The organism is Haloarcula salinisoli (genome assembly GCF_019599405.1).
In the GTDB taxonomy this organism is placed as follows: domain Archaea; phylum Halobacteriota; class Halobacteria; order Halobacteriales; family Haloarculaceae; genus Haloarcula; species Haloarcula salinisoli.
Genome location: NZ_RKLQ01000001.1, coordinates 1,556,491 through 1,571,171 on the forward strand (window position 1 = coordinate 1,556,491; position 14,681 = coordinate 1,571,171).

Annotated in this window: 14 protein-coding genes; 8 read left to right on the forward strand and 6 right to left on the reverse strand. The window is 63.8% G+C overall.

Features of this window, described 5'->3' with window-relative positions:
* Positions 1-62 precede the first annotated feature (62 nt).
* Positions 63-842, forward strand: coding sequence for a hypothetical protein (locus tag EGD98_RS08125; protein ID WP_220587833.1), 780 nt, complete (start codon positions 63-65; stop codon positions 840-842).
* Positions 843-865: 23 nt separating this feature from the next.
* Here EGD98_RS08125 and EGD98_RS08130 read toward each other — a convergent pair whose 3' ends face one another.
* On the reverse strand, positions 866-2,026 hold the full coding sequence (locus EGD98_RS08130; protein WP_220587834.1) for a pyridoxal phosphate-dependent aminotransferase: 1,161 nt from the start codon (positions 2,024-2,026) through the stop codon (positions 866-868).
* Positions 2,023-2,427, reverse strand: coding sequence for a 6,7-dimethyl-8-ribityllumazine synthase (gene ribH / locus EGD98_RS08135; RefSeq protein ID WP_220587835.1), 405 nt, complete (start codon positions 2,425-2,427; stop codon positions 2,023-2,025). The genes EGD98_RS08130 and ribH overlap by 4 nt, the downstream gene beginning before the upstream one ends.
* Before the next feature lie 91 nt (positions 2,428-2,518).
* Here ribH and EGD98_RS08140 point away from each other — a divergent pair, with 91 nt between their 5' ends.
* From EGD98_RS08140 to EGD98_RS08160, 5 genes are all read left to right on the forward strand, one after another.
* Positions 2,519-4,510 carry a flippase activity-associated protein Agl23 gene (locus EGD98_RS08140; RefSeq protein ID WP_220587836.1) on the forward strand — a complete coding sequence of 664 codons (1,992 nt, stop codon included), beginning with the start codon at positions 2,519-2,521 and terminating at the stop codon, positions 4,508-4,510.
* A 142-nt stretch (positions 4,511-4,652) separates the two neighbouring features.
* A complete protein-coding gene (locus tag EGD98_RS08145) occupies positions 4,653-5,813 on the forward strand; it encodes a 5-(carboxyamino)imidazole ribonucleotide synthase (protein WP_220587837.1) in 1,161 nt (386 codons plus the stop codon).
* A 167-nt stretch (positions 5,814-5,980) separates the two neighbouring features.
* Positions 5,981-6,529, forward strand: coding sequence for a heme NO-binding domain-containing protein (locus EGD98_RS08150; protein WP_220587838.1), 549 nt, complete (start codon positions 5,981-5,983; stop codon positions 6,527-6,529).
* Positions 6,522-7,307, forward strand: a complete 786-nt coding sequence (locus EGD98_RS08155) for a methyl-accepting chemotaxis protein (RefSeq protein ID WP_220587839.1) — start codon at positions 6,522-6,524, stop codon at positions 7,305-7,307. Before EGD98_RS08150 ends, EGD98_RS08155 begins: the two co-directional genes overlap by 8 nt.
* 223 nt (positions 7,308-7,530) lie before the next feature.
* Positions 7,531-8,010: a plastocyanin/azurin family copper-binding protein gene (locus tag EGD98_RS08160; protein ID WP_220587840.1), complete on the forward strand. Its 480-nt coding sequence runs from the start codon at positions 7,531-7,533 to the stop codon at positions 8,008-8,010.
* Positions 8,011-8,074: 64 nt separating this feature from the next.
* Here EGD98_RS08160 and EGD98_RS08165 read toward each other — a convergent pair whose 3' ends face one another.
* Genes EGD98_RS08165 through EGD98_RS08180 form a run of 4 tightly spaced genes read right to left on the reverse strand, consistent with a single transcriptional unit; the run spans position 8,075 to position 10,530 of the window.
* Positions 8,075-8,716 carry a 30S ribosomal protein S3ae gene (locus EGD98_RS08165; RefSeq protein ID WP_220587841.1) on the reverse strand — a complete coding sequence of 214 codons (642 nt, stop codon included), beginning with the start codon at positions 8,714-8,716 and terminating at the stop codon, positions 8,075-8,077.
* Positions 8,709-8,948, reverse strand: a complete 240-nt coding sequence (locus EGD98_RS08170) for a KEOPS complex subunit Pcc1 (protein ID WP_220587842.1) — start codon at positions 8,946-8,948, stop codon at positions 8,709-8,711. The genes EGD98_RS08165 and EGD98_RS08170 overlap by 8 nt, the downstream gene beginning before the upstream one ends.
* Complete coding sequence (locus tag EGD98_RS08175; RefSeq protein ID WP_220587843.1) at positions 8,945-10,069, reverse strand: hypothetical protein; 1,125 nt, start codon at positions 10,067-10,069, stop codon at positions 8,945-8,947. The genes EGD98_RS08170 and EGD98_RS08175 overlap by 4 nt, the downstream gene beginning before the upstream one ends.
* Positions 10,069-10,530 carry a 30S ribosomal protein S15 gene (locus tag EGD98_RS08180; protein WP_220587844.1) on the reverse strand — a complete coding sequence of 154 codons (462 nt, stop codon included), beginning with the start codon at positions 10,528-10,530 and terminating at the stop codon, positions 10,069-10,071. Before EGD98_RS08180 ends, EGD98_RS08175 begins: the two co-directional genes overlap by 1 nt.
* A 304-nt stretch (positions 10,531-10,834) precedes the next feature.
* Between EGD98_RS08180 and EGD98_RS08185 the strand changes: the two genes are divergently transcribed.
* Together EGD98_RS08185 and EGD98_RS08190 are read left to right on the forward strand one after the other, a co-directional pair.
* A complete protein-coding gene (locus tag EGD98_RS08185) occupies positions 10,835-12,544 on the forward strand; it encodes a DUF7289 family protein (protein ID WP_425433344.1) in 1,710 nt (569 codons plus the stop codon).
* Between the two features lie 109 nt (positions 12,545-12,653).
* Complete coding sequence (locus EGD98_RS08190) at positions 12,654-14,483, forward strand: DUF7289 family protein (protein WP_220587846.1); 1,830 nt, start codon at positions 12,654-12,656, stop codon at positions 14,481-14,483.
* Positions 14,484-14,681: the final 198 nt, after the last annotated feature.

A 14,681-nucleotide genomic window follows, 5' to 3' on the forward strand; every position in this document is an offset into this window, starting at 1 on the left:
CTACGGTAACACGGCTTTTCGACCGGAATTTACTTTATTTGTCTTTTCGGATGGCGAATTATATGCAAGACTGGGGGGGAACGTCGACGAAACGAGCCACCGTCGACGACGTGGAGTCGAAGTCGTACCGGTACATGGAGTGGGCGCTGATGACGCCGATCGCGTTGCTCGTCTTCGTCTCCATACCGTTGTTATTGATGGGGGGTCTGATCACGTTGGGGTACATCACCGGTTCAGATGTTTTGATAGGCGGTATATATATCGGATTTGGAACTATTTTGTTCTTCAGTTTATTTGTACTTCCCCTCCTCGCGATTGCACTGCTTGGGGCTGGGGCACTGACCACCGGTATTGCCGTCTACTCCGATGCCAAAACCCTCGAAACCGTGGACATCGACTGGCAACCAGACCCGGCCGTGTTCGGGCTCGGTACATTTTTCTTTCCACCGCTTGCCTTCTACTACCTCTACAAGCGTCACGAACACGTCGCCGACTGGGTCGATACCGGACGGTGGGGCGCTGTCGCCGCGGGGAGTCTGGTGCTGTCGACGCCGCTCATCGGTACTGGACTGGTCATCGAGATAGCAACTTACTGGTTTCCACACGCGCTGTTTCCAATCGCGCTGTTGCTTGCGAGCCTCGGTGTCATCCTATTGGCCCCGTTCCCGTACGCCATCTACCGCGACTCGACGTACGTTCGTCTGAACTCCAGCACGTGGCACCCGAACCCCGGCCTGACGCTCTCGCTGGCGTTTGCCTCCATGTTCCTCCTGCCCCCCACCTATCCCCTGTTTGGCGGGTGGTATCTGTACAAACGGCGAGAAGCCCTTCGGGCGGCCTGACTCCGCCGAACAACGAGTCGGCGTTAGATAAGGTCGTGTTCGGCCAGCCGGTCGACTGCTTCTTCGAGTCGCTCCTTGCTGTTGGCATACGAGATGCGAGCGTAGCCGGGCGTGCCAAAGGCGGTGCCCGGGACGGTCGCGACCTGTGCCTCCGAGATGGCCTTGTCACACCACTCGGTGTCGTCTCCATCCGGCGCTATTTCGGGCATCATGTAGAACGCGCCCTGGGGTTCCGGGACGTGGACGCCGTGGTCCTCGAACAGGCCCATCAGGAACTCCCGTCGCTCGGCGAAGGCCTGGCGCATCTCCTCGACTGCCTCGTCGGTGTTCGTGATAGCCTCGACGCCGGCGTGCTGGACGAAGTTCACCGCACAGGAGACCGAGTGCGAGTGGACCTTCCCGGCTTGGGAGACGAGCTCCTCGGGTCCGGCGAAGTAGCCGAGCCGCCAGCCGGTCATCGAGTAGGCCTTCGAGAAGCCGTTGAGCGTGACCGTTCGGTCTTCCATCCCATCCAGCGTCCCCAGCGAGACGGCTTCGACGCCGTCGTAAGTTATCTCCTTGTAAATCTCGTCGGAGATGACGGTGATATCGTGCTCGACGGCGAGGTCGCGGACCCCTTCGAGCGCGTCCTCGGAGTAGACCGCGCCGTGGGGGTTGCCCGGTGAGTTGACGACGAGCAGTTCCGTCTCGTCCGAGACGGCCTCGGCGAGGTCGTCGAGCGCTCCTTCGAGCTGGAAGTCGTGGGCCGCGGTGTCGACGCGAGTCAGGGTGCCGCCGGCGAGTTTCACCATCGCCTCGTAGGAGACCCACGCCGGGTCCAGCAGGGCGACCTCGTCACCGTCGTCGATGACGGTCTGGAATATCTCGTAGAGGGCCTGCTTGCCGCCGGGCGTGACGATGACGTTGTCAGCGTCGTACTGGGTCAGCCCGTCGTCGTGGAGCTTCGCCGCGATGGCCTCTTTGAGTTCCGGGATACCGTTCGAGGAGGTGTACCCGGTGTGGCCCGCATCGAGGGCGTCCTTGGCGGCGTCCTTGATGTTCTCGGGCGTGTCGAAGTCCGGTTCGCCGACACTCAGGTCGACCACGTCCTTGCCCTCGGCCTCCAGCTCGGCGGCCTTGTTGCTTATCGCGAGTGTCGCACTCGGCTCTACACGTCCGACCCGTGAAGCGAAGTCCATAGTCATAGTTTTGCGAGTTCGATGGCGCTCGTGACGGCCGACCCACCTTTGTGGGTTCGGGCCTCGGCTTCGTCCTTGCTCATGCCCGGCCCGATGATGCCCAGCGTAACGGGAGTGTCCCGTTCGAGGGAGACGTCTGTCAGCCCCCCAGCGGCGGCCTCGGTGATGACCTTGTCGTGGTCCGTGTCGCCCTCGATGACGACGCCCAGCACCGCGACGGCGTCGATATCCTCACGCCGCGCTAGCCGGTCGGCCGGAAGCGGCGTGTCGTAGGCCCCGGGGACCGAGAGCGTCTCGGCGATGGTCGCGCCCGCGTCCTCGGCGGCCGCGCGTGCCGACTCGTGCATCGCGTCGATTACGTCCCCATGTTTGTCGTACTGAGCGACGACCAGTCCGAGCTGCACCATACGCGGTGTGGGGACACTCGGGCGTAAAGAACTACCGTTCCGTGTCGGGAAACCAGAAAGATTCTAATCCTCGCTCGTCTTGCACCCGGTAATGTCTACGTCGTCCGGGGTGGTATCTGCCCTCCAGCAGTTCCGTCGCCGTGGCCAGTCCTGGCTCGACAGCGACGACCACGCGACGGTGAAACTGGTCGTCGCGATTACGCTGCTCGGTCTCGCGCTTCGTGTCGTCTCGCTGGGCTACCGCGTGGCCCACTTCGACGAGGGCCGGGTCGCGTACTGGGCCTGGCACTACGGTGATACGGGTAACTTCGCCTACCGCTACATCATCCACGGCCCCTTTATCCAGCACGTCGACCGGTGGCTGTTCGGGCTCATCGGGCCCTCGGACTTCGCGATGCGGCTGCCCGTCGCCGTCGTGGGCGGCCTGCTCCCCCTGACGGCGCTGCTCCTGCGGGAGCACCTGAACCGGAGCGAAATCGTCGCCCTGGCACTCCTGTTCACCCTCGACCCCGTCATGCTGTACTACTCGCGGTTCATGCGCAGCGACGTCCTCGTCGCGGCCTTCATGTTCACCGCCTTCGCCTTCCTCGTTCGGCTCTACGACACGCGGAAGGCCCGCTATATGTACGCGGCCGGCGTCTTTCTCGCGCTGGGCTTTGCCTCGAAGGAGAACGCGCTGGTCTACGTCGTGACGTGGCTCGGCGCGACCGGGCTCTTGCTGGCGAAGATTCTGGTCCTCCCAGACGGCTTTCGTGACGCGGCGACCTTCCTCGCCGAGGCACCCTCCCCGTCACGGGTACGCGACCGGCTCGTCGGTCGGGTGAAAGGCGACGTGGGCCGGGTCGTCGGCATCGTGCGGGGCTTCCGGGCGCGCCACGACGACGCCTGGCTCACCGCCGGCGCCTACGTCGGCCACATCGTCCTCGCACTGGTGGCCTTTGGGTTCGTTTCGCTGTTCTTCTACGCACCCCGTGGCGCCGGCATCGACGGTATCGAGAGCCACCCGGCTATCGCCGCGAGCGCGCCCGGCTACATCGGCTTCTGGGAGGGTATCACGAATCCGGCGCTGTTCCCGCAACTACTCGAAACCACTGTCGACCGCGTCGTAGACCAGTGGAGCAACTGGCTGCCCTCCGGCGAAGGGGGGTCTTCGGGGACGGGAGGGGAGTCTTTCTGGCCGTTTAGCGGTATGAAACCCTACGATACGTATATGAAGCACTTCTGGCCGTCGACCGCTGCGCTGGTGCAGGGGTCGCGTGCGGTGGCGGCACTGGCCGGCGTGGGCTACCTCCTCGACCGGCTGGGCATCACCACGCCTCGGCACCTGATTCCGTTCTGTTTCTACGCCGGTTTCGTCTCCATCTTCGGTTACCCGCTGGGGACCGACATCGGCGCGCCGTGGCTCGCGGTCCACATGGTCGTCCCGCTGGCGGTCCCGGCAGCAGTCGCGCTGGCCGCCGTCGTCCGCTGGGGCAGCCAGTCGCTGGCGACGGATGACCTGCCCAGCTTCGGCAGCGCCACGCTCGTCCTCTTTGCACTCTCTGTACTGGTCGCACAGGCGGGTGTGGGCCAGGTGTACACCAACACCACCGAGGACTCGAACCCGATGGTCCAGTACGCCCAGCCGAACGCGGAGCTCAAGGGTGAACTCCGCGAGATGGACCGGCTCGCGGCGGCCAACAACGGTTCGACCGACGTGGTGGTCTACTACGGCGAGTCCGGCAGCCAGCACGACCGCTACAACGCCTACGTCGGCCCTGACCGGAACAGCTGGGACGAGTCCTACCGGAACAACAAGCCGACCTGCATGATGTGGTACAACTCCCTGCCGCTGCCGTGGTACTTCGCCGCGGGCGATATGGACGTCGACTGCGAGAACAGCGAGCGGAATCTCGAATCGCTGGCGGACCAGCGCACCTCGCCGGTCATCATCACCCAGAACTTCGACCCGACGGTGCCCGAAGAAGAGCTACGGGCCGCCGGCTACGAGGGTGAGAGCTACCGGCTGCGCACCACCGGCGACCGGAACGTGTTCACGGTCTGGACGAACGAGGACGCCGTCGACAACGGGACGGCGGACTGACAAGCGCCGTCGACAACGGGACGGCGGACTGACAAGCCCCGTCGACAACGGGACGGCGAACTGACAACCGCCGTCGACAACGGGACGGCATAGTGCGAGCGGAACTCGAAGACTTAAGCGGGCCCCAGCGATAGAGCGTCGTATGACACGAACGTCGCCCGGCCCGACCGTGGGCGTGGTTGGCGGGGGGCAGCTCGGACGGATGCTCGGGGAAGCCGCGGCGCCGCTGGGCGTCGAGGTCGTCGTCGCCGACCCGACGCCTGACTGCCCGGCCGCACCGGTGGTGCGCGACCAGCTCGTCGGCGGGTTCGAGGACGAATCGACCTTCCGGGAACTGGCCGAGCGCGCCGACGTACTCACCTTCGAAATCGAACTGGCCGACCCGGACGTGCTCGAAGGGGTCGCCGAAGAGACCGACACGCCGGTCCATCCGGCGCCCGAGACCCTGCGGACCATCCAGGACAAGCTCGTCCAGAAGCGCCGGCTCGCCGAGGCCGGCGTGCCGGTCCCAGAGTTCCGCGGTGTCGACACGGCCGAGGAGCTTCGCGAGGCCTGCGACGAACTGGGCTATCCCGCCATGCTGAAGGCCCGCACCGGCGGCTACGACGGGCGGGGCAACGTCCCGGTCGGCGGTCCCGACGAGGTCGAGGCCGCGATGGCCGACATCGCCGGGCCGGCGATGGTCGAGGAGATGGTCGACTTCGAGCGCGAACTCGCGGTCATGGGCTGTCTGGGTGACGGCGAACGGGACACGTTCCCCGTCACCGAGACCGTCCACCGCGAGGAGATTCTCAGGGAGAGCGTCGCGCCGGCGCGAGCGAGCGCCGAGGTCCGGGACCGGGCCCAATCGGTCGCGATGGACGTCCTCGACGTGATGGAGGGCCGGGGCGTCTTCGGTATCGAGCTGTTCCAGACCAGCGACGACAGGATTCTGCTCAACGAGATAGCCCCCCGCCCCCACAACTCCGGGCACTGGACCATCGAGGGCTGTCACACCTCCCAGTTCGAACAGCACATCCGGGCGGTACTTGGCGACCCCCTCGGGACCACCGAAATTCGAGACCCAACGGTGTCGGCGAACATCCTCGGCGACGTCACCGAGCGCCAGGACGCGGTCATGCACGGCGAGGAGACGGCGCTCTCGACCGCGCGCGCCCACCTCCACTGGTACGGCAAGCGCGAGGTGTACGAGCTCCGGAAGATGGGCCATCTCACGCTGACCGGAGACGACAACGACGACCGCGCCACGCTGCTTGGGGACGTTCGGGACCTGCGCGACGGACTGACGTTTCAGAGCGAGTGAGACGGGTCGTTCCTCGAGCGAGGACAACAGTATCAGCCCGCACCGCAGAGGCCTGGTGATGGCTTGACCAACAGTCGAACGGCCCCTGATTTATTTTCCCGGATGTGATTTATTTTTTCGCCAGAGGCGAAATTTTTAAATCGGCGGTCGTTTATGGGTGTATTCAGATGCATGGAGTCGTGATGACAGGGCTGCGCTCGTTCGTTATCGAACAGCACGACCGCAGCACCTGGGAAGCAGTCAAAGACGCCGCGGGTATAGAGCGGAACCAGTTCACACGGATGGATGACTATCCCGACGAAGAGTTTCTGGGCATATATCAGGTCCTTCTGGACGAATCAGAGGCGACTGGTACGGAGCTCCAGCGGGAGTTCGGCCAGTTCCTCTTCGCCGAGATGGCGGAGATGTACGGCCGAATCTATTTCGACGACGAGTGGGGTGCGCTAGACCTGATAAACAACGTCGAGGAGACGATTCACCAGTCACTCAAGGCCCGCACCGACAGCGGTTTCACACCGCCGGAACTCGAGACGGAGCCGATCGGTGACGGCGGGGTAGCCGTTCTCTATCGGTCCGACCGGCAGCTCTGTGAGTTCGGCAAGGGGCTGCTGATGGGGACCGGCACGCATTACGAGACAGAGCTGACAATCGAGGAGCCACAGTGTATGAAAGACGGTGACGATATCTGCCGAATCGAGGTGCATCAGAATGAGTAACGGGAGAGACACGAATTCGAACGTGGTGACTCGTGGACTCGGTGCGCTTCGCGACGCGTTCACGGGTGGATCCGACGACGCCGAACAGACACAGACAGACGAAGACACCGCTCGAACCGGAGGTGACGAGCCGACCGCTCCCTCCAAGCGGACAGCCGAGGAGTACGCCGACACCATGCAGCAGTGTGCGGACGGTGACCTCACTGTTCGCATGGAGGGGCGAGGCGAAGACGAGGCGATGGACAGAATGGCAGATGAGTTCAACGAGATGGTCAGCGAACTGGAGAAGACGACGGACCATCTCAAATCGTACGTCGGCGAAGTCGAGGGAGCCGGTGTGGGCGTCGAGGAGAGCAGCGACACGGTCCGCAGGGCCAGCGATAACGTCATCGACTCCATGCAGACTATCTCCGGCGATATCGGGGCCCAACGCGAGCAGCTGCAGGCGGCATCCGAGACCATAGACGGGGTCGTAGCGGCCCTCGAAGAGGTCGCTGCGAGCCACCCCGACGCGGACATCGAGCCCCAGATAGCCCGTCTCGAAGAACAGGCCAGCGAGATTCGGGACGCCGCCAATATCGGTGAGGGGGTCCAGACCGAGACCCAGGTCGTCGGCGCAACGGTAGCAGAGCAGTCAGCGGAGCTCAACGACGTCTCCAGACGAGCGAACGACCTCCAGCGGTACGCCACGCCGCTCAGTGCCATCCTCGACCGGTTCAAGACGAACTCGGAAAACGAATCGTCCCTGTCGAACGAGAGCGCGGCGGTCGAGGAGTAGAGAAGCTACTTGCGGTACCGGTCCGACGACCGAGTCACGAGAGGTGTCCTGCTGCGGTGTCGTACGATAGGCGAATCGTTCCGATGACGATTCGAATGCGGAGCCACGTGACCGGGCGATATCGCTGTTTGCTCGATAATTCCCACGGCGAGATATGTCACTCAGGGTGGACGGCACCGAGCAAGACCGAGCGGCATTTGTCCGTCCGGAACCGAGCGTGCGTATGGAGCGACGGGCTTTCCTCCGGGCAGCGGTACCGACGGCAGCCGTCGGATTGGCTGGCTGTATCGGAGGCAGCACACCGACCGACTACGACGTGGGCATGGGTGCAAAGGAGTTCCGACCCGAGACCCTAGAGGTCACGGCCGGGACCACGGTCACCTGGCTCAACACGAACAAGCAGGGCCACTCGGTGACGGCCTACGAGAGCGAGCTCCCCGACGGCGCCGACTACTTCGCCTCGGGCGGATTCGACAGCGAGAAGGCCGCAGAGGACGCCTGGGGCAACAGCTCCGGCGGGACGCTGTTCGAGGGCCAGACGTTCGAACACACCTTCGAGGTGCCCGGGGAGTACCCCTACTTCTGTATCCCACACGAGCGGGGCGGGATGGTCGGCTCCGTCGTCGTGACCGGCGACCGGTCGACCACCGAGACGAGCAGCGCCACGAGGCCGACGGACGGCAACACGACCGCGCCGAACTGAGGGGGTTCGACAGCGCGGCCGCTCAGCGCTCGACAATAAAAAGGAAACTATCCGTCCTGAGCGGTTAGGCTTCGACGTCGACGTCGTCTTCGTCGACATCGACGGCCGTCTCCTCTTCGGCGGCGACTTCCTCTGGTCGGGCTTCGAGCGTGGTCTTCTGGATTTCGACGCGTCGGAGCGGGTAGATGTCCTTGGCCTCACCGTAGATGGCCGAGGAGAGGCGCCCCTCGACGACGCTGTCGATGACTTCCTCGAAGGTCCGGTCCTTGACCGTCTCTTCGACGAGGTCGATCATCGTGCGTCGGATGGCCTTCTCCTGGGAGGCGTCGGCCCGCTTCGTCGTGACGGCGACCGGCTGAATCTGGACGCGGTAGTCGTCCGTCGTCAGCACGGTGATGAAGGCCTCGACCTTCGAGGAGCCACGGCGGACGAGCGAGCGCAGGTAGTCCCGCGTCAGCTCGTGCTTGATGAACTCGGTGTAGGCCGTGTCGGATGCGACCTCGTTGATCTTGAACGTGAGTTTGGTGTTGTTCTCGCTGGCGTCGTTGTTCAGTTCGCCCAGCGTGGTCTCGATGGTGCGGCCGAGCACCTTGTCCGGTTCGTCTGCTGTGGTCTTACCGAGCGTCTCCCGGTCGAACTGCTCGGGAGCCTGCACGGTGTACCACCGTTTCTGCTGTTTGCGCTTGGAAACGCTTCGTTCACTCATGGTTGGATTGTGTTGTGTCAGTCGTAAGCTGTGCTGCGACGCGGAGGTTGACGACGTAGTCGTCGACGGTCGACTGGAGGCCGCTCGTGTTGTCGCGCTCGATAGTGGTGACCACTGTCTCGCCTTCGACGCGGGTGGTCATCTCGGCGGTGTTGTCCGGGCGGACGGCCGCGGCGATACGGTCGGCGCGGTCGGGCGAGCCGAATTCGGTCTCGAGTTCGGCTCGTCTCATACTGCCTCCCGGAACGCTTCGATGAGTTCCGACGTCGGAACGTCGAACTGTGCGCGGGCGCGGTCGCCCTGTCCCACCGTCTCACCGGCGATGTCATCGGTCGCGGCCCGCATGGTCGCGGCGACATCCCGGCCGTCTGTGGCGCGGGCGGCCGCCTCACCGTCGGTGACGACGAGGGCGACCGGCTCGGGCGCTTGGAAGTCCGCAACGAGGCGTGCGACGGTGCCCACGGGCATCGCGTCGCCGCGGGCGACGAACAGGCCGTCGTACCGGCCCGTGGTCGCGTCGGCGACGGCCCTGTGAGCGTCGCTGGCGTGTGTTCGCCAGGCCGAGAGCGCGTTCTCGCGAACGCCCTCGTGGCCCAGGGCGAGCGCGATGCCCGTGCCTGGCGCCTCACGGGCGACCGCGTCGAGCACGTCGGCGTAGCCGCCGACCGTCTCGAAGGGGCCGCCGGCGTAGGGGTGGAGTCCCCGAGCGACGGCGTCGGTCGCCCGCTCGGGAGCGTCCTCGGTGACCGCAAGGGCGACCATCGACGCGACGCGCCGGTGGCCGTCGTCGGTCAGGTCCGCGCTCGTGGTGGACGGGAGGTCCAGTTCGGCGAGGGCGGTCCGTGCCGCCTCGGCGTCGCCGGAGAACGGCCCCGACAGCAGTGTCGAGTGGGCCAGTCCGTCGGCGATATCCGCGACCGGGACGGCGAGTCCCGGGCGGCGCTCGAGGCCAGACCGCTCGGCGGCGTCGGCCACGGTTCCGTCCACGTCGCCGCCGGCGATCGTGCCGGCCAGCGCGAGGACGGGGTCGGGGCTGGCGCCGAGCTCGCGGGCGACGGCGAAGGCCGTCGCGGCCGGCTGCGCCGAGAGCGTGTGGTCGGCTGTGGAGTGGCCGGCACCGAGCGCGACAGTCACGTCGGCCTCTGTGGTCCGGTCGGGGTTGGCGAAGGGGCCGACGACGCTCGCCTGGAAGGGCGTGTCGTCGGCCGTCAGTGCCCGCGCCAGCACGCCCGTGCCGGCCAGCGAATCGCCGGTCGCGTCGCTGACGAGCCGCACGAAGGCGGACTCGTTGAGCGCGGCGGCGAGGTCACTGGGCGAGGGGGCTGGCGCCTGGTCCCGACCGGTAGCCGACATTACAGGAGCTGGACAGCTTTCTCGTAGCTGTAGGTGAAGTCCTCGTCGAGCTCGTCACCGCGGTAGTAGTCGACGAGCCGGCGAATCTTCGACTGCGTGTTCTGGAGCGCACGCTTGTTCTGGTGGTCGCCGGGGTTCTCGTCCATGTGGTCGCGCAGTCGGACGGCGCGTTTCATCAGGTTGCGGAGGTCCTCGGGGAAGTCCGGTTCGGCGTCGTTGTCCTCGAGAATCTCGGTGACCTTCTTGCCGGTCGCGAGCTTGACGTTCGGCACCGGGGTGCCCTGGACGCCTTCGTCGCGCAGTTTCAGGCCGATCTCGCTTGGCGAGTGACCCTGTTCGGCGAGTTCGACGACGCGCTCCTCGATGGCGTCTTCCTCGACGTCGCTCCACTCCGGGGGTTCGTCTGCCGCCGGCTTGTCCGAGTCGGACGAGCCGCGACGGCGTGTGTGCATTCGTGCCATAGTTTTCGTTGGAACCGCACGAACCGCTCGTCGCTGCCGGTAGCGAGGCGTATCGGCTGTAGGACGATTCCTACGATGCCAAACACGGCCGCAATCCCGAGCCGTGGAATCCCACGGCGTGTCAGATTTGCGGTCGTGCTGTTCCCATGGGATGGTCGTTGGTCCCGGGATTAAACCGTTTCCATCTCGATGTCGGACACCCGCCAGCGAGGCAGTATATATATCTACTGGCCATTATGCGTCTCGATAGAGAGTGTGTTTTTATACATAACCAACCTGATTTATAATATTAGTGCTACGTGGTGTGTCGGGTCGACGAGGGCAGAGCAGCCCGATAGCGCTGGTGCTAATCTTCGCACTGGTCATCGGTGCGACGACGGTGATGCTGGTGGTCGGCGGACTGGCCATAACGGACACGCAAGACCAACTGAACGCCCAGTCTGCCGAGAAAGCGATGACGCAACTGGATTCCCAGGCGTCACTCGTCGCACTGGGCCAATCGCAGCGTCAGGTGGTCGAATTCGGCACGGCAGGAGACGGTGACTACCGTCTGAACGAGACCGCCGGGCAGATGACGATTACGCACAGAACCCGGAGCGGCACCGATACCATACTGCAGAAAGACCTCGGCAAGGTCTACTACGAGGGCGGCGGCACCGAAATCGCGTATCAGGGCGGCGGCGTCTGGCGGTCGGACGGCGACGGGAACGCGGTGATGATCTCGCCACCGGAGTTCCACTACAGGGATGCGACCCTGACGCTTCCGGTCGTAACGGTCGATGGAGAGAACTACCTCGGTGACAGCGCGGCCATCACCAACAACGACACCCAGAAAGCCTATCCCGTCGGTGACGACGTGAACCCGGTGGACTCCGGACTCGTCACCGTCAGCGTCCAGAGCGAGTTCTATCGCGCGTGGGGGAACTACTTCCACGAGCGAACCTCCGGCTCAGTCGACTACGACCACGCCAACAATACGGCTACGGTGGCTCTCACCGTTGAGACCGAGGAACAGACGGTCGACGCGGGGGTGATCTCCGGCGGAACGGGGACCACAATCACGTACAAGAATAAAGGTGATTTCGATAGTTACAATTCCTCAGTAGGAGATTACGAGAGTTCAAACGGAGAGCGGGGCGCTATCTACACCGCAGGAAACATCGAGCTGAAAAATAAGGTGGATCTCCGGGGTAGTCTGATAGCAGAAGGCCAAATTACGTTTCAGGGGTCCAAGCAAACGATTACCGGAGACCTGGAGTACGTGGATGGAAACTTCGATGAAGCGAACGAAGGCGAACACGTCGAGGGGACAATATCGAAAGGGGCGGATGTTCCTGAGACCGTCGCGGTCGATGGTCTAATCGACGAGAAAGAAAGCGTTCTCACGTCCGACAACGACAACACCACCCATCCAAATACTATCGAGACTCTCAACACGGAATCGACCCGTACCTGTAACCCGTGTAATCTGACGGCAGGAGGATATTATCTGGAAAGTTTCGAACCTGGCTCCGGACAGACTGTGTACCTGAAACCGGAAGATGGAACGATCGATATGTATGTCGAGGGGGAGTTCGCTCCGGCAGATAACGTTCATATCGAGGTAATCGGAGACGGACGTGTCAACGTCTATCTCGACAAGGACCTGTCCCTCGGTAAGAACACGACGATAACGAACGACGGGGACGACGCGTCACAGTTCTGGATATATATGAATCCGGACCGTGACGCAGAGCTTCAGGGCGGGAGCAACGACCCCGATAACGTCGATTACACTGGTGTTATATATGGCCCCGGCCGTGGCGACCAGGCTGGTGTCGATATCAGTATCGACAACAACGACGATATTTTTGGCGCTGTCGTCGGTAATCTCTACGACGTGGCCAACAAAGGGAATATACATTACGACGAAGCTCTCACCGACACTACCGCGATTGCGGGGGGCGAGACCACGCGCCCCTCCCTGACCTACCTTCACATCTCGGAGAACAGCGTCAACGTCACGTCCGACTGAGGCCGGCGACACGCACGCCCAATCGGCGACGAACAGTTTCTCGACCCGGCTATCAGCGGTGGTAGTTCGGCCAGCGCGCTTATTATGCCCTATTTCGTTTACATACCTAATGCTACTCTGTTCGGGTCAGGGTGACCAGCGCCAGCCACGGGCACAATCCGGCCCACTCGGATTTCTGCTCGTCTTCGCGCTGGTCATCGCGGCGACGACGCTTATCGTAGCCCTCGGCGCGGGGGCCATCGGGGGGACACAGGAGACACTCGACGAGGAACGGGCCGAGAAGGCGATGACGCAATTCGACTCCCAGGCCGCGCTGGTCGCGCTCGGGAACTCTCAGGTCCAGCGGGTCGACCTCTCGTCGGGGCGAGCGAACTCCTACCAGGTCGAGGACGACGCCGGCCGGATGACGCTGTCGTACACGAACCAGACGAACGGGAACGAGACGACCATCTTCTCGAAACCGATGGGCCGAATCCGCTACCAGACCGACAACGGCGACAACATCGCCTACCAGGGCGGGGGTGTCTGGCGGTCCGACGGGAACGGCAACGCCGTCATGGTGTCACCGCCCGAGTTCCACTACCGCGACGCCACGCTGACATTGCCGCTGGTCACGGTCGGGTCCTCCGGGACCATCGGTGACCGAGCCGTCATCTCGAACGCGAAAACGACGCGGTACTTCCCGAACGGGACCAGAAACAGCGCCTACAGGAATCCGCTGGAGAACGCCCGCGTCGAGGTCTCCGTCACGAGCGACTACTACCGCGCGTGGGGGGAGTACTTCGAGACGCGGACCGACGGCCAGGTGGAGTTCAATCACTCGGCGAACAAGGTGACCCTGGCGCTGGTGACACCGCTGGAGAACACCAAGATCACCTCTGCGACGGCGAGCCTCTCCGCCAGCGGGACCTTCGAGATCAACGGTGCCGCCGGGAATCTCTGTGGCGCGAACGTCTACACCAATAGCTACAACTCCACCGGGACGGACAAGGGCTACTGCACCCAGGAGTCGGACGGCGACACGACCGGCGACGGGGACATCGTCTACGGGGGTGACGTGGATATCAGCGGTGGCGCCGGTGGCGGCTCCGGCGGCGACCTCCGTGGTGACGTGACCTCCGGTGGCAAAGTGTACGTCGGCAACGGCAACGGGAGCCCCGACATCGACGGCAATATTAGCCACACTGATGGGTGCGATAAATGCGAGGAAAACGACAAGATCACGGGGGAGCTAAACCAGATCAGCGGAATCGACAAGGCGCCATCGATCAACGGCATCGTCCAGACGCAGGTCAACGAGAGCGAGAAGAGCAACGACAACGCGGGCGCACCGATTACTGACGATACGCTCAATTACACCGCCGGGAGCGTCGAACTCTCCGCGGGCAGGTACTACCTGGAGGACATCACCGTCGCGAACGAAGACACAGTGACGCTCAACACCACCGAGGGCAACATCTTCATCGGTGTCCGTGAGAACGTCGAGCTCGCCGAGAACGCCACCATCGAGGTAGTCGGCGACGGTACCGTAAGTGTCTACGTACTCGGAGACGGCGGCCACGCGAGCCAGTTATCGATGGCCGCTTACAGCGAGGTCACGAATGCAGGCGACGATGCGCCCCAGTTCCGCATGTTCGGGCAGGACGACTTCACCGCGCGTATCGGTGACGGTGGCGGCGGGACCAATGGCCTGGCGAAGTACGTCGGTGTCATCTACGCGCCCCCAGGGACCAGCGGGACCGGGACTGTTACGCTGGAGAAAGGGACCATCTACGGGGGGGTACTCACCGGCACGACGACCATCGCCAACGGGAACGGCGGCTCCATCCACTACGACATGGCGCTGCGGACCACGCGTGTGCTGACCCAGAGCGAATCGATCATCCGCGTGACCTACATCCACGCCTCGACGAACGAGATACAGGTCGAAGACGGGTGACCCCGGCGGCTCTCTGTCGCCGTCCTCGCCGGACCAGCGCGCCACCATCCAGGTAGCGTCGACACACCTGACGCCGTCGTGGTCCCACAGCCCGTCGCTGGATGGGTTTCTGCGGCCAGGAGAGACTTAGCGGCCCTGGAACGCAAAGAGTCGAAGCGCAAAAGTGTGACAACGGGGCACCAGTCCGCAGGTAGCTGT

Bases quoted from the DNA above. Each gene is read 5' to 3' on its own strand.
- EGD98_RS08125 (WP_220587833.1), top strand. From the start codon at position 63: ATGCAAGACTGGGGGGGAACGTCGACGAAACGAGCCACCGTCGACGAC.
- EGD98_RS08130 (WP_220587834.1), bottom strand. From the start codon at position 2,026: ATGACTATGGACTTCGCTTCACGGGTCGGACGTGTAGAGCCGAGTGCG.
- ribH (WP_220587835.1), bottom strand. From the start codon at position 2,427: ATGGTGCAGCTCGGACTGGTCGTCGCTCAGTACGACAAACATGGGGAC.
- EGD98_RS08140 (WP_220587836.1), top strand. From the start codon at position 2,519: ATGTCTACGTCGTCCGGGGTGGTATCTGCCCTCCAGCAGTTCCGTCGC.
- EGD98_RS08145 (WP_220587837.1), top strand. From the start codon at position 4,653: ATGACACGAACGTCGCCCGGCCCGACCGTGGGCGTGGTTGGCGGGGGG.
- EGD98_RS08150 (WP_220587838.1), top strand. From the start codon at position 5,981: ATGCATGGAGTCGTGATGACAGGGCTGCGCTCGTTCGTTATCGAACAG.
- EGD98_RS08155 (WP_220587839.1), top strand. From the start codon at position 6,522: ATGAGTAACGGGAGAGACACGAATTCGAACGTGGTGACTCGTGGACTC.
- EGD98_RS08160 (WP_220587840.1), top strand. From the start codon at position 7,531: ATGGAGCGACGGGCTTTCCTCCGGGCAGCGGTACCGACGGCAGCCGTC.
- EGD98_RS08165 (WP_220587841.1), bottom strand. From the start codon at position 8,716: ATGAGTGAACGAAGCGTTTCCAAGCGCAAACAGCAGAAACGGTGGTAC.
- EGD98_RS08170 (WP_220587842.1), bottom strand. From the start codon at position 8,948: ATGAGACGAGCCGAACTCGAGACCGAATTCGGCTCGCCCGACCGCGCC.
- EGD98_RS08175 (WP_220587843.1), bottom strand. From the start codon at position 10,069: ATGTCGGCTACCGGTCGGGACCAGGCGCCAGCCCCCTCGCCCAGTGAC.
- EGD98_RS08180 (WP_220587844.1), bottom strand. From the start codon at position 10,530: ATGGCACGAATGCACACACGCCGTCGCGGCTCGTCCGACTCGGACAAG.
- EGD98_RS08190 (WP_220587846.1), top strand. From the start codon at position 12,654: ATGCTACTCTGTTCGGGTCAGGGTGACCAGCGCCAGCCACGGGCACAA.